At 56.3% G+C, this 13,911-nt stretch carries 11 protein-coding genes and 1 tRNA gene; 8 read left to right on the top strand and 4 right to left on the bottom strand.

What is annotated here, in order from left to right; genetic code table 11:
• From ACML7B_RS10205 to ACML7B_RS10190, 4 genes are all read right to left on the bottom strand, one after another.
• The coding region (locus ACML7B_RS10205) for an alanine/glycine:cation symporter family protein (RefSeq protein ID WP_418541094.1) at positions 1-1,274 on the bottom strand (1,274 nt) is incomplete at its 3' end.
• Positions 1,275-1,485: 211 nt separating this feature from the next.
• A tRNA-Thr gene (locus ACML7B_RS10200) sits at positions 1,486-1,558 on the bottom strand.
• A gap of 164 nt (positions 1,559-1,722) precedes the next feature.
• Entirely contained in the window at positions 1,723-2,520 is a 798-nt protein-coding gene (locus tag ACML7B_RS10195) for an ABC transporter permease (protein ID WP_346708488.1), read from the bottom strand.
• Entirely contained in the window at positions 2,517-3,281 is a 765-nt protein-coding gene (locus tag ACML7B_RS10190) for an ABC transporter ATP-binding protein (protein ID WP_418541093.1), read from the bottom strand. Before ACML7B_RS10190 ends, ACML7B_RS10195 begins: the two co-directional genes overlap by 4 nt.
• A gap of 154 nt (positions 3,282-3,435) precedes the next feature.
• Here ACML7B_RS10190 and ACML7B_RS10185 point away from each other — a divergent pair, with 154 nt between their 5' ends.
• The 8 genes from ACML7B_RS10185 (at position 3,436) to ACML7B_RS10150 (ending at position 13,837) form a co-directional block, all read left to right on the top strand.
• A complete protein-coding gene (locus ACML7B_RS10185) occupies positions 3,436-4,047 on the top strand; it encodes an epoxyqueuosine reductase QueH (protein WP_418541092.1) in 612 nt (203 codons plus the stop codon).
• A gap of 72 nt (positions 4,048-4,119) precedes the next feature.
• Positions 4,120-5,514, top strand: a complete 1,395-nt coding sequence (argH, locus tag ACML7B_RS10180; protein ID WP_418541091.1) for an argininosuccinate lyase — start codon at positions 4,120-4,122, stop codon at positions 5,512-5,514.
• A gap of 16 nt (positions 5,515-5,530) precedes the next feature.
• Positions 5,531-6,616 carry an aspartate-semialdehyde dehydrogenase gene (gene asd, locus ACML7B_RS10175; RefSeq protein ID WP_418541090.1) on the top strand — a complete coding sequence of 362 codons (1,086 nt, stop codon included), beginning with the start codon at positions 5,531-5,533 and terminating at the stop codon, positions 6,614-6,616.
• A gap of 146 nt (positions 6,617-6,762) precedes the next feature.
• Positions 6,763-8,877, top strand: a complete 2,115-nt coding sequence (ppk1, locus tag ACML7B_RS10170) for a polyphosphate kinase 1 (RefSeq protein ID WP_418541088.1) — start codon at positions 6,763-6,765, stop codon at positions 8,875-8,877.
• A 21-nt stretch (positions 8,878-8,898) separates the two neighbouring features.
• Positions 8,899-10,938: a DNA topoisomerase gene (locus tag ACML7B_RS10165; protein ID WP_418541086.1), complete on the top strand. Its 2,040-nt coding sequence runs from the start codon at positions 8,899-8,901 to the stop codon at positions 10,936-10,938.
• A complete protein-coding gene (locus tag ACML7B_RS10160) occupies positions 10,935-11,603 on the top strand; it encodes a UDP-N-acetylglucosamine pyrophosphorylase (protein WP_346708482.1) in 669 nt (222 codons plus the stop codon). The genes ACML7B_RS10165 and ACML7B_RS10160 overlap by 4 nt, the downstream gene beginning before the upstream one ends.
• A 52-nt stretch (positions 11,604-11,655) precedes the next feature.
• Entirely contained in the window at positions 11,656-12,135 is a 480-nt protein-coding gene (locus ACML7B_RS10155) for a methylglyoxal synthase (RefSeq protein WP_418541084.1), read from the top strand.
• A gap of 169 nt (positions 12,136-12,304) precedes the next feature.
• The gene (locus ACML7B_RS10150) at positions 12,305-13,837 is read left to right on the top strand and encodes a sodium:solute symporter family transporter (protein WP_418541082.1); all 1,533 of its coding nucleotides are present in this window, start codon (positions 12,305-12,307) and stop codon (positions 13,835-13,837) included.
• Positions 13,838-13,911: the final 74 nt, after the last annotated feature.

The following is a 13,911-nucleotide window of genomic DNA, read 5'->3' as shown; positions in this document are numbered from 1 at the left end:
TCCGCCATGTTCCATACCAGGTCTACCTGTGCCAGGGATCCCAGGAATACGCATATGCATACCAGTACGGAGTAGACCGGGACCGCCTTGGAGCCAAACAGGTATTTGATGTTGGCCTGGCCGAAGAAGTACCATCCCACGATGGTGGAGAAGGCGAAGAAGAACATGCAGACGGCGATGAAGATCTCACCGAATTTGCCGTATACCAGAGAGTAGGCAAACTGGCTTAATTCTGCGCCGGTGTAACCGCCTTCCACTACGTTGTAGGACTCGGGAAGGGCGCGGGTGGTCACGATGACAAGAGCGGTCATGGTGAGCACGATGAAGGTGTCAATGAAGACGCCGATCATAGCCGCGTGTCCCTGTTCAACCGGGTGGGCCACCTTTGCCACTGCGTGGGCGTGAGGAGTGGAACCCATACCTGCCTCGTTGGAGAAGAGGCCTCTGGCAACACCCTTGGTGATGGCGAGCTTGATGGTCGCGCCCACTGCGCCGCCGGCGATGGAAGCCGGTGCGAACGCGCCTACGAAGATCTCATAGAAGGCCAGCGGGATATTTCTCCAGTTGCAGAAGATCACGATGAGAGACCCTACAATGTAGAGGGCTGCCATCAGAGGCACCATGGTCTCGGTTACCTTGGCGATCCGCTTCATACCGCCGGAGAAGATGAAGACAGCCAGCACTGCCACGATCAGACCCATCACCCACTGGGGGATCCCAAATGCGGTGTGGAAGGATGCGGCGATGGAGTTGGACTGTACTGCGTTGCCCATGAAGCCCAGAGCGAAGATGAGAAGCACCGCGAAGATCCCTGCCAGGATCTTGCCGAAAACTCCCTTGAACGCGGCGCGGATGTAGTAAACCGGTCCGCCGGTGACCACGCCGTCGTCTCCGATCTTCTTATATCTCTGAGCCATCAGAGCCTCAGAGTAAATGGTTGCCATGCCCAGGAAAGCTGCCACCCACATCCAGAAGATGGCGCCTGGTCCGCCAAGAGCGATGGCGGTTGCCGCGCCGGCGATATTGCCGGTACCAACCTGGGCAGCGATAGCAGTTGCCAGGGCCTGGAAGGAGCTCATGCCGTCGTCGCCGGCGTCTCCTTTCTTACTGAACAGCCCGCCGAACACCTGCTTGATGCCCCGCTTGAATCCCCGTACCTGGATAAATCCTGTGCGGATGCTGAACCAGATACCGGCGGCTGCCAGCGCAATGATCAGAACGATGTTGGACATGTAGTTCTGAATGGTCAGTACGATGTTGTTTAATGTTTCCAAATTGATCATCTCCTTTTCTTTACTCTTTTGTTCCCATAGACATTTGGTATAACAACATTGATTTTTTCTATCATATCACTTCGATATAAGTTTATCAATCTTAACACCGGGATTTTGAAGAAATTTTTTCATATTTTGCAGAAAATGAAGAAAAATAGTCAAAAAAAGACCGGGTGCTTATCGCTGCACCCGGTCTTTTCTGAAATGACCAAGCTGGAAATCGGACTTGAACCGACGACCCCTTCATTACGAGTGAAGTGCTCTACCAACTGAGCTATTCCAGCATATGAGATTTTACCGGCCCTGTCAGGCCACAAGTAATATTATATCGGATTTCGGGAGATTTGCAAGAACTTTTTTGCAAATAGAGGAGCAAATTGGAAGCCGGGAAGAAGATGGGATATGTAGCCAGGAGGTGCGGGACGCATCTCCTGAGTGGCGGCGGTATCTAGAAGTGTCTGGAACACCATTTCTCCAGCAGGTTGATAAGAGCGTAGAGGGCCATGGCCATGAAGCACAGAAGCACGATGGACATCAGGAGCCAATCCATCTTGAACACCTGGCTGGAGTAGATGATGAGATACCCCAGGCCGCTTCTGGCCGCCAGGAATTCTCCGATGATGACCCCCACCAGGCACAGGCCGATATTAACCTTCATGTTGCTGATGATGGCGGGGATGGAACTTGGCAGCACCACCTTGACAAGGGCCTGCAGCCGGCTCCCCCGGAAGGTGTAGATCAGCTTGATCTTCCCCGGGTCCACAGTGGCGAAGCTGGCGTACAGGTTTAAAATGCTGCCAAAGATGGCCACCGACATGCCCGCCACGATGATGGTGGTGCGGCTGGCCCCCAGCCAGACGATCAGGAGGGGAGCCAGGGCGGATTTGGGCAGGCTGTTTAAGACCACAAGGTAGGGGTCCAGGATCTTGGAGAGCCGCGGGGAGAACCAGAGGCACACTGCGATGAGGATGCTCGCGGCGATCACCAGGAGGAAGCTTAGGATGGTCTCGTAGAGGGTGACGCCCATGTGGAGGAAGATGGACTCATCCAGAACCATTTCCCAGAAGCAGAGTGCGATCCTGGAGGGGCTGCTGAAGATGAAGGAATCGATGATCCCCACGTTGGCGGTAAACTCCCAGATAAAGAGGAAGCTTAAGAAGATCAGGATCCGGGAGATCCTTATGATGCGAAGCCCTCTGCGGTAGGCGTTCAGGTACTGGAGCTGTCCCCTTGACAGTTCATTCATTGGTTGTTCAACTCCTTCCAGATCAGATTGAAATACGTCTTGAATTCCGGCGCTCCCCTGCGGTTCATGGGAGTGTCCGACGCAAGGTCGAAGCGCAGGGGGATGGTCTGCCGGATGGAGGCGGGGCGGCCGGAGAGGACGATGACCCGGTCCGCCAGGGAGATGGCCTCGGAGAGATCGTGGGTCACCAGGATGGCGGCTTTCTTCTCCTGGCGGATGATCTGGCCGATGTCGTCTCCTACGTTGAGCCGGGTCTGGTAGTCCAGGGAGGAGAAGGGTTCATCCAGGAGGAGAAGGTCCGGTTCCAGCACCAGGGTGCGGATAAGGGCCGCCCGCTGGCGCATGCCGCCGGAGAGCTCGGAGGGGCGGGAGCGGGCGAAGGACTTAAGCCCGTAGACGTCCAGAAGCTCATAAGCCTTCTCCCGAGTCCGGGCGGTGAGCATGTGCTGGACCTCCAGGCCCAGGATCACGTTGTTGTAGATGGAGCGCCATTCAAACAGTTCGTCGTGCTGCAGCATATAGCCTACGTTGGTGGTGCTTTCCCTCTGATATTTCCCGTTGATCTTGATCAGCCCCCGTTCCGGGGACAGGAGGCCGGCGATGATGGACAGGAGGGTGGATTTGCCGCAGCCGGACGGGCCTACGATGGCCACGAACTCCCCTTTCTTAAGGGCAAAGGAGATGTCGGTGAGGGTGGGGGTCTCCCCCTCCAGGGTGTGATAGGCGTAACAGATATGTTTCAGTTCCAGAACTTCTTCCATGGCAACCTCCGGTGACAACTATATCTTATTCTATGCAGGACCTTATAAAGGCGTGAGAAAGTGGCGTCTTTACCGGGAGAAAGCCCTTGAAAGAACGGGCGGGAAAAGTTATAATTTCAAGAAGAGGTTTTACATAAGAAGAGGAGAAGGGTCCATGAATTACCAGAAAGAACTGGACAGGCTGCTGGAGCGGCTGAAGACGGAAGAGCGGGTGCCGCGGCTTTTGCTCCACAGCTGCTGCGCGCCCTGCAGCAGTTATGTGCTGGAGTATCTGAACCGATATTTTGAGATCACCGTGTTCTATTATAATCCCAACATTTACCCGGAGAGCGAGTACACCAAGAGGATCTGGGAGCAGCAGGAGCTGATCAGCCAGATGCCCTTCGTCCACCCGGTGTCCTTCCTGGCAGGCCCTTATGACCAGGAGCGGTTCTATGAGATGGCCCGGGGACTGGAGCATGTGAAGGAGGGGGGAGAGCGCTGCCTTAAGTGTTACGAGCTGCGGCTTTCGGAGGCGGCCCGGATGGCGGTGAAGACGGAAGCAGATTACTTTACCACCACCCTTAGCATCAGCCCCTTAAAGAACGCGGACCGGCTAAATGAGATCGGGATGCGGCTGGGAGAGGAGTATGGCGTGCCCTACCTTCTCTCGGATTTCAAGAAGAAGAACGGGTACAAGCGGTCCATCGAGCTGTCCCGGGAATATGATCTGTACCGCCAGGACTACTGCGGCTGTGAGTTCTCCATGAACCAGCGGAGGCGATAAAGTCCTTTGAATTCCGGGCGGAATATGATACAATCGATTACAGTGTTTTTATAAGGAAAGGAAGAAGAGACTATGGCACAATTATGGGGAGGGCGTTTTACCAAGGAGACGGACAAGCTGGTCTACGCGTTTAACGCTTCCATCTCTTTTGACAAGAGATTTTACCGTCAGGATATCACGGGCAGCATTGCCCACGTGACCATGCTGGAGAAGCAGGGGATCCTGACCGGGGAGGAGAAGCAGGCCATCATCGGCGGCCTGGAAGGCATTCTCCGGGACGTGGAGGAGGGAACCCTTGCAATCACGGAGGAATATGAGGATATTCACAGCTTCGTGGAGGCGGTGCTGATCGAACGCATCGGCGAGCCGGGCAAGAAGCTGCACACCGGGCGCAGCCGCAATGACCAGGTGGCCCTGGACATGAAGCTTTACACCCGGGAGGAAGTAAAAGAGACGGATAATCTGGTGGGAGAGCTTCTGGAGGCCATCCTGAAGATCATGGATGAGAACCTGGATACCTACATGCCGGGCTTTACCCATCTGCAGAAGGCGCAGCCGGTGACCCTGGCCCATCATATGGGCGCTTATTTTGAAATGTTCTGGCGGGATCACATCCGCCTTCTGGGGCTTTATGACCGGATGAACACCTGTCCTTTGGGCTCCGGGGCCCTGGCGGGGACTACCTATCCTCTGGACCGGGAGTATACGGCCAGGCTCCTGGGCTTTGACGGGCCTACGCTGAACAGCATGGACGGGGTGTCCGACCGGGATTACCTGGTGGAATTCCTCTCGGACCTGTCCCTTGTGATGATGCATCTGAGCCGGTTCAGTGAGGAGATCATCCTGTGGAACTCCAATGAGTACCAGTTTGTGGAGATCGATGACGCCTACAGTACCGGCAGCAGCATCATGCCCCAGAAGAAGAATCCGGACATCGCGGAGCTGGTGCGGGGCAAGACAGGCCGGGTGTACGGGGCGCTGCAGGCCCTTCTGACTACCATGAAGGGGATCCCTCTTGCCTACAACAAGGATATGCAGGAGGACAAGGAGTGGGCCTTTGACGCCATGGACACTGCCAGGGGGTGTGTAAGATTGTTCACAGGTATGCTGGAGACCATGGAGTTTCATAAGGACCGGATGGAGGCAAGCGCAAGACACGGGTTCACCAACGCCACAGACGCGGCGGACTATCTGGTGAACCGGGGCGTGGCGTTCCGGGACGCCCACGGCATTGTGGGGCAGCTGGTGCTTACCTGCATTGAGCGGGGCATCGCCCTGGATGAGCTTCCCCTGGAGGAGTATCAGAAGATCTGCCCGGTATTTGAAGAGGATATCTATGAGGCCATCAGCCTGAAGACCTGCGTGGACAAGCGGGTCACCATCGGCGCCCCGGGGCGGGAGGCCATGGAGCAGGTGCTGAAGACTTATCATAAGGCCATGGACAACTGGAAGAAAGACGAGAAATAAGGAAGGAGAGCAAGTGATGGAACAGAAATTAAGAGTTGGGATCTTAGGAGCTACAGGAATGGTGGGACAGCGGTTTATCTCCCTGTTGGAGGACCACCCCTGGTTTGAGGTTGTGACGGTGGCGGCAAGCGCGCGTTCTGCCGGCAAGACTTATGAGGAGGCGGTAGGCGGCCGCTGGAAGATGGATACGCCTATGCCGGAAGCGGTGAAGAAGCTGATCGTGGCAAATGTAAACGAGGTGGAGAAGGTAGCCTCCGGCGTGGACTTTGTGTTCAGCGCGGTGGATATGACCAAGGACGAGATCCGCAAGATCGAGGAGGACTACGCGAAAACCGAGACGCCGGTGGTCTCCAACAATAGCGCTCACCGCTGGACACCGGATGTGCCCATGGTGATCCCGGAGGTGAACATCGACCATTTCGACGTGATCGCGGATCAGAAGAAGCGGCTTGGGACCACCCGGGGATTTATCGCGGTGAAGCCCAACTGTTCCATCCAGAGCTACGCGCCCTGCCTGGCGGCCTGGGAGGAGTTCGGCCCCAAGGAAGTGGTGGCCACTACCTATCAGGCGATCTCCGGAGCGGGCAAGACATTTAAGGACTGGCCGGAGATGGTGGAGAATATCATCCCCTACATCGGCGGAGAGGAAGAGAAAAGCGAGCAGGAGCCTCTGCGGGTGCTGGGCCACGTGGAGAACGGCCAGATCGTGAAGGCGGAGACGCCTAAGATCACCTGCCAGTGCGTGCGGGTGCCGGTGCTCAACGGCCATACGGCGGCGGTGTTCATTAATTTCGCGGAGAAACCCACCAAGGAGCAGCTGATCGAGAAGCTGGTGAACTTCAAAGGCTTCCCCCAGGAGGCAGAGCTTCCCAGCGCGCCGAAGCAGTTCATCCAGTATCTGGAGGAGGACAACCGTCCCCAGGTGAAGATGGACGTAGACTATGAACGGGGCATGGGGATCTCCATCGGACGGCTCCGGGAAGACACTATGTTTGACTATAAATTCATCGGCCTGTCCCACAACACGGTGCGGGGCGCGGCAGGCGGCGCGGTGCTGTGCGCGGAGGCGCTGACCGCCAAGGGCTATATTCAGGCGAAATAAGCACGTTCTCATTTTACATGGATTTAACCGGATCCTAACGGGACCGGGGTAGATGGCCCGGCGGGGAACCGGTAGGATAAGGATGTAATAATGGCGGATTCTGGATTTTTTTCAGAAGTTAAGAGGAAAAGCGAGGACGAAGACATATGGAGAAAGAGATTTTACAGTATACCCAGAACAGAGAATTGTCGTGGCTGAAGTTTAACCAGCGGGTGCTGGAGGAGGCCCGGGACATCACGGTTCCCCTTTTGGAGCGGATGAAGTTCGTGGCCATCTTCACCAGCAACCTGGATGAGTTCTTCATGATCCGGGTGGGGAGTCTTTTCGACATGGCCCACACCGACGCCCAGGCCAGGGACAGCCGTTCCGGCATGACTCCGGGAGAGCAGATCGAGAAGATCCTGGAGGCGGTGGCCCCCCTTTATAAGGAACGGGAGAAGACCTATGCGGATATCAAGCGGCAGCTCCACCCTTACGGGGTGTGCGGGCTGGATTTTAAGGAGCTGGAGCCGGCGGAGAAGAAGTATGTGAAGAAGTATTTCAAGGATCAGATCCTGCCCATCCTGTCCCCTCAGATCGTGGACGCCAACCATCCGTTCCCCCATCTTCTGAACAAGGAGATCTATGTGACTGCCAGCCTGAAGATGAAGGACAAGTCCATGATCGGCATTGTTCCGGTGCCTCAGTTTGTGTCGGACATCCTGTATCTGCCGGGGCATGACATCCGCTATATCCGGATGGAGAAGGTGATCATGGAGTACCTGTCTTTGGTATTCTCCCAGTATGAGGTGTCGGATCCCAATTATCTCTGCGTGACCCGCAACGCGGACGTGGCTCCGGACGACGAGGCCCTGGAGGTAAATGAGGACTTCCGCAACCTGATGAAGCAGACCCTCCACAAGCGGCGCCGGATGGCGGTGGTCCGCCTGGAGGTGGCGGAGAAGTTAAGCCCGGAGATGGAGAAGTATTTCTGCGACAAGTTCAAGATCCGGCCCAACCAGATCTTCCGTACCAAGATGCCCATGAAGCTGGCCTACATGTTCGCCATCAGCGGGAACCTGCCGGAGCCTATGAAGAAGGCCCTGACCTATCCGCCTTTCTCTCCCCAGCCTTCGGCCCGGGTGCAGAAGGGGACCAGTATGATCCGTCAGATCCGGAAGAAAGACCTTCTGCTGTTCTATCCCTATGAGAGCATGGATCCCTTCCTCAGGCTTATCAAGGAAGCATCTGTGGATCCGTCGGTGATGACCATCAAGATCACCATCTACCGGCTGGCCAAGAAGGCCCGTCTGGTGGAGTACCTGTGCGCGGCGGCGGAGAACGGCAAGGAAGTGACGGTGCTGATCGAGCTGCGGGCCAGGTTTGACGAGCAGAACAACATTGACTGGTCCGAGCGGCTGGAAGACGCGGGCTGCCGGGTGATCTACGGCTTTGAGGGCTACAAGGTCCACTCCAAGGTGTGCCAGATCACCTATCGGAACCGGAATGAGATCCAGTATATCACCCAGATCGGAACCGGCAATTATAATGAGAAGACGGCGGCCCAGTACACAGACCTGTCTCTTATGACGGCCAACCAGGCCATCGGGGAGGATGCGTCTGAGTTCTTCAAGAATATGTCCATCGGCAACCTGAACGGGTCCTATCAGCACCTGATCGTGTCGCCTACCAGTTTAAAGCAGAAGGTGCTGGAGATGATGGATGAGGAGATCCGCAAAGGGGCAGCGGGAAGGATCATCATGAAGATGAACTCCCTGACGGATGTGGACTTTATCGAGAAGGTGTCGGAGGCCTCCAGAGCCGGCGTGCGCATTGAGATCATTGTCCGGGGCATCTGCTGTATCCTTCCGGGGATCCCGGGGTACACAGACAACCTGCGGGTGATGAGCGTGGTGGGAAGATATCTGGAACACCCCAGGATCTTCAGCTTTGGATCAGGAGACGAGCAGAAGATCTACATTGGTTCCGCGGACATGATGACCCGGAATACGGAGAAGCGGGTGGAAGTTGCCTGTCCCATCCTGGATCCGGACATCAAGCGACAGATCAACCACTATCTGAAGGTTATGCTGAGCGACAATGTGAAGGCGCGGGTGCTGCAAAGCGACGGCACCTATTGTAAGAAAGAACAGAAAGAGCCCTTCGTGGATTCCCAGGCGGTATTCATGGAAGAGGCGCTGCAGGCGGCGAAGATGCCTCCGGCAGAGGAGAAGAAGGGTCTGATGGACAAGGTGAGAAGCCTGTTCGGGAAAGACCGGTAGATAAGGAGTCAGGAATTATTTATGGGGAAGTCACTCTATATTGCAGAGAAACCCAGTGTGGCCCAGGAGTTCGCCAAGGCGCTGAAGCTTTCGACCCGGCGTAAGGATGGGTACCTGGAGGGGGAGGAGGCTGTGGTCACCTGGTGCGTGGGGCACCTGGTAACCATGAGCTATCCGGAGGCTTACGACCCGTCTCTTAAGCGGTGGAGCCTGGAGACGCTGCCCTTCATCCCGGAGAAGTTCCGGTATGAGGTGATCCCGGCGGTGAAGAAGCAGTATGAGATCGTGGCTTCCCTTTTGAACCGTGAGGACGTGGATACCATTTACGTGTGCACCGACTCGGGACGGGAGGGAGAATACATTTACCGTCTGGTGGAGCAGCAGGCAGGCGTCCACGGCAAGAAGCGTCGGCGGGTCTGGATCGACTCCCAGACGGAAGAGGAGATCCTGCGGGGCATTCGGGAGGCCAGGGACCTGAGCGAGTATGACAACCTGTCCGCCTCCGCCTATCTGCGGGCCAAGGAAGATTATCTTATGGGGATCAACTTCTCCCGCCTGCTGACTTTAAAGTACGGGAACAGCATTTCCAATTATCTTCACACCCGGTATGCGGTGATCTCTGTGGGACGGGTGATGACCTGCGTGCTGGGCATGGTGGTGCGCCGGGAGCGGGAGATCCGGGAATTCGTGGAGACGCCCTTCTACCGGGTGGTGGCTTCCGTCGGGGAGCCGGGCAGCAGCTTCGAAGGTGAGTGGCGGGCCGTGGAGGGCTCCCGGTGGCAGGGTTCCCGGGACCTCTATAAGGAGAACGGATTCCGGGAGGAGGAGAAGGCCAGGGAGCTGATCCGGTGGCTTCAGGAGCCGGAGCCTCTCACCTGCCAGGTGCTCTCTGTGGAGAAGAAGAAGGAGAAGAAGAATCCGCCCCTTCTTTTTAACCTGGCGGAGCTGCAGAACGAGTGCTCCAGAAGGTTTAAGATCAGTCCTGACGAGACCCTTAGGATCGTCCAGGAGCTGTATGAGCGCAAGCTGACTACCTACCCCAGGACGGACGCCCGGGTGCTCTCTACCGCGGTAGCCCGGGAGATCCACAAGAATCTCAACGGGCTTATGCAGTACCCGGCAGCGGTGCCGTATCTGAACCGGATCGCCGCCATGGGAAGCCACAAAGGCCTTGCCAGGACCCGGTATGTGAACGACAGCCAGATCACCGACCATTATGCCATCATTCCAACCGGGCAGGGGCTAAAGGGCCTGGAGCGGCTGCCGGAGATCTCCCGGAAGGTGTATGACCTGATCCTGCGGCGGTTCTTAAGCATCTTCTATCCGCCGGCAGTGTATCAGAAGGTGTCGGTGGTGACAGAGCGAAAGGGAGAGAAATTTTTTTCCAGCTTCAAGGTACTGGCAGAGGAAGGGTACCTGGAGGTAGCCGGGATCCCGGGCGGGAAGAAGGGCGCCGGGGATGAGGCCGTGGAAGAAGCGGGGGATAAGGATACGGACCGGGAGTTCTTTGAGAAGATCCAGGCTCTCCGCAAGGGCATGACGCTACCCGTATCCGCGCTGGAGATCAGGGAGGGGAAGACTTCCCCGCCCAAGCGGTATAATTCCGGGTCTCTGATCCTGGCCATGGAGAATGCGGGACAGCTTATCGAGGACGAGGAGCTGCGCTCCCAGATCAAGGGCAGCGGCATCGGCACCAGCGCTACCCGGGGGGAGATCCTGAAGAAGCTTTTTAATAACAAGTATCTGGCCCTGAACAAGAAGACCCAGATCGTAACCCCCACCATGATGGGGGAGATGATCTACGATGTGGTGGATCATTCCATCCGGTCGCTTCTGAACCCGGAGCTGACAGCCAGCTGGGAGAAGGGACTTACCTATGTGGCCAACGGGGAGATCACGCCCGGGGAGTATATGGAGAAGCTGGACCGGTTCATTGTAAGCAGGACCCAGGGGGTGAAGGACCTGAACAACCAGAGCCAGCTGCGGGCCTGCTATGACAAAGCCGCGGCATTTTATAAAACAAGAAATCCAGGAAACAGGAAGACAGGAGTGAAGAAATGATGAAAGAGTTAACCGTTGCACAGCTGTATACCTTAGAGGAGACCATTGCCAGGGACATTTTTCAGGGGGTGACCTATCCCTGGGAGGTGCTTCCTAAGATCGGCGCCTTTATCAAGGAGCTGGGAGAGACCCTTCCTGCGGAAGAGTATGACAAGGTGGGGGAGGATGTGTGGATCGCCAAGTCCGCCACCGTGTTTGAGTCCGCTTATATCCACGGGCCGGCCATTATCGGCAAGAACGCGGAGGTGCGCCAGTGCGCCTTCATCCGGGGCAACGCCATTGTGGGAGAGGGAGCTGTGGTGGGGAATTCCACGGAGCTTAAGAACGTGATCCTCTTCAATAAAGTGCAGGTTCCCCACTATAATTACGTGGGAGATTCTATCCTGGGCTACAAGGCCCACATGGGGGCAGGATCCATCACTTCCAATGTGAAGTCGGACAAGAAGCTGGTGGTGGTGAAGACGCCGGAGGAAAATATTGAGACCGGGCTGAAGAAATTCGGCGCCATGCTGGGAGACGAAGTGGAAGTAGGCTGCGGAACGGTGCTGAACCCGGGCAGCGTGGTAGGGAAGCACACCAACATTTACCCGCTGTCCAGCGTAAGAGGCTATGTGCCGGCTGAGAGTATCTATAAGAAGCAGGGAGAGGTTGTGGAGAAGCAGTAGGCTTTCCGCGGTAAGAATGTCTGTCACAGGCAGAGAAAAGGAGGAAGTTCAGATGTTGGATGAGAATTATGTAACCTTTGAGATCGGAAAGACCAAGCACATCGCGCTGGTGGCCCACGACGGCAAGAAGAAAGAGCTGGTGGACTGGTGCGAGAAGAACAAGGAGATCCTCAAGAGCCATTTCCTGTGCGGCACCGGGACCACCTCCCGGCTGATCGCGGAGCGGACCGGCCTGCCGGTGAAGGGCTACAGCAGCGGCCCTTTGGGCGGCGACCAGCAGATCGGGGCCAAGATCGTGGAAGGGCAGATCGATTTCATGATCTTCCTGTGGGACCCGCTGGAGGCCCAGCCTCACGACCCGGATGTGAAGGCACTTCTCAGGATCGCGGTGGTGTATGACATCCCCATCGCCAACAATCTGGCTACGGCGGATTTCATGCTCCACTCCGAGTACATGGAGAAGCCTTATGAGAGAAGAGTAGAGAATTTTGACAAGACCATCCGGGAGCGGGTGGAGAAGATGAAACAGTAAAAAGGGACAGGGTTTTTTCAATTGGGGACGTGGTATTTTTAAAAATACCACGTCCCCAATTGACATATCCCCGGAAATATGGTATTCTTGCACTTGACAAAATACTTCAATGCTTTAAAGCGCAACGGTTTAAAGCGAGAAACGACTTAAGGAATGAGGAGAGAATAACATGGGTATTAAACTGACGATGCTGATCTTATTTTTTGCGGTGATGGTGGCGGTGGGGCTCTATGCCAGGCGCCATGCCAGGAGTGTGGACGGATTCGTGCTGGGAGGCCGCTCGGTAGGCCCCTGGCTGACGGCGTTTGCCTACGGGACCTCTTATTTCTCTGCGGTGGTGTTCGTGGGATACGCAGGGCAGTTTGGCTGGAAATACGGCCTTTCTTCCACCTGGATCGGTCTGGGCAACGCGGTGATCGGAAGCCTTCTGGCCTGGGTGGTCTTAGGCCGCCGCACCAAGGTCATGACCCAGCACTTGAGATCCAAGACCATGCCGGATTTCTTCGGGGAGCGGTACGACAGCAGGGCGCTGAAGCTGGCGGCTTCTGCCATCGTATTTATCTTCCTGGTGCCATACACAGCTTCTATCTACAACGGCCTGTCCCGGCTTTTTGAGATGGCTTTCCACGTGCCTTACGCCTGGTGCGTGATCGCCATGGCGGTGTTCACCGGGATCTACGTGATCCTGGGCGGTTACATGGCCACGGCCATCAACGATTTCATCCAGGGGATCATCATGCTGGGGGGCATCGTTGCGGTGGTATGGGCGGTGCTGTCCGGCCAGGGGGGATTCCTGGAGGCCATCGGAAAGATGGCGCAGATCCCCAGTGATGTGGAGATCACTCTGGGACAGCCGGGAGCCTTTACTTCTTTCTTTGGCCCGGACCCTCTGAACCTTTTGGGAGTGGTGATCCTTACGTCCCTGGGAACCTGGGGCCTGCCTCAGATGATCGGCAAGTTCTACGCCATCCGGGACGAGAAATCCATCAATACCGGAACGGTGATCTCCACCATCTTTGCGGTGGTGATCTCCGGGGGCTGCTATTTCCTGGGAGGATTCGCCCGGCTCTTTGACAGCGCGGCCATCTATGACGAGAGTGGAAATGTGGTGTTCGACAGCATCATCCCCTACATGCTGTCCTCTCTCTCAGACGTGCTGATCGGCATCGTGGTGGTACTGGTGCTGTCCGCCTCCATGTCCACCCTGGCCTCCCTGGTGCTCACCTCCAGCTCCACCCTGACCCTGGATTTCCTCAAGGGAAATGTGCTGAAGCACGCGGATGACAGGAAGCTGGTGCGGACCATGCAGGTGCTGATCGTATTCTTCATCACTGTGTCGGTGGTACTGGCCATCAAGCCGCCTACCTTCATCGCCCAGCTGATGGGCATCTCCTGGGGCGCGCTGGCAGGCGCTTTCCTGGCCCCCTTCTTCTACGGCCTGTACTGGAAGCGGGTGACCAAAGCGGCGGTGTGGGCCAGCTTTATCGCGGGAGTGGGGATCACGGTGTCCAACCTGTTCTTCCACTTCATTGAATCCGCCATCAACGCAGGGGCAGTGGCCATGGTGGCCGGCCTTGTGGTGGTGCCGGTGGTAAGCCTTGTGACGCCTAAGCCGGATCAGAAGAAGATGGGAGAGCTGTTTAGCTGCTATGAGGAAAAAGTGACCATTACCAAGAAGCGGTCTTTGGAGACCAAATATTAAATATAATCAAGGGAAGTGATTAAAATTGTCACTTCCCTTTTTTATACCCCTGTGATAGGATAGGGGAGTATAAA

The organism is Massilistercora timonensis, assembly GCF_048354975.1.
GTDB lineage: Bacteria > Bacillota > Clostridia > Lachnospirales > Lachnospiraceae > Massilistercora > Massilistercora timonensis.
This window is presented reverse-complemented; position numbering and strand designations above follow the sequence as displayed.

What these genes read in the sequence shown, in the direction of transcription:
- ACML7B_RS10185 (WP_418541092.1), top strand. Translation starts at nt 3,436, where the DNA reads ATGAATTACCAGAAAGAACTGGACAGGCTGCTGGAGCGGCTGAAGACG.
- ACML7B_RS10150 (WP_418541082.1), top strand. Translation starts at nt 12,305, where the DNA reads ATGGGTATTAAACTGACGATGCTGATCTTATTTTTTGCGGTGATGGTG.
- ACML7B_RS10155 (WP_418541084.1), top strand. Translation starts at nt 11,656, where the DNA reads ATGTTGGATGAGAATTATGTAACCTTTGAGATCGGAAAGACCAAGCAC.
- ACML7B_RS10190 (WP_418541093.1), bottom strand. Translation starts at nt 3,281, where the DNA reads ATGGAAGAAGTTCTGGAACTGAAACATATCTGTTACGCCTATCACACC.
- ACML7B_RS10195 (WP_346708488.1), bottom strand. Translation starts at nt 2,520, where the DNA reads ATGAATGAACTGTCAAGGGGACAGCTCCAGTACCTGAACGCCTACCGC.
- ACML7B_RS10160 (WP_346708482.1), top strand. Translation starts at nt 10,935, where the DNA reads ATGATGAAAGAGTTAACCGTTGCACAGCTGTATACCTTAGAGGAGACC.
- asd (WP_418541090.1), top strand. Translation starts at nt 5,531, where the DNA reads ATGGAACAGAAATTAAGAGTTGGGATCTTAGGAGCTACAGGAATGGTG.
- ACML7B_RS10165 (WP_418541086.1), top strand. Translation starts at nt 8,899, where the DNA reads ATGGGGAAGTCACTCTATATTGCAGAGAAACCCAGTGTGGCCCAGGAG.
- ppk1 (WP_418541088.1), top strand. Translation starts at nt 6,763, where the DNA reads ATGGAGAAAGAGATTTTACAGTATACCCAGAACAGAGAATTGTCGTGG.
- argH (WP_418541091.1), top strand. Translation starts at nt 4,120, where the DNA reads ATGGCACAATTATGGGGAGGGCGTTTTACCAAGGAGACGGACAAGCTG.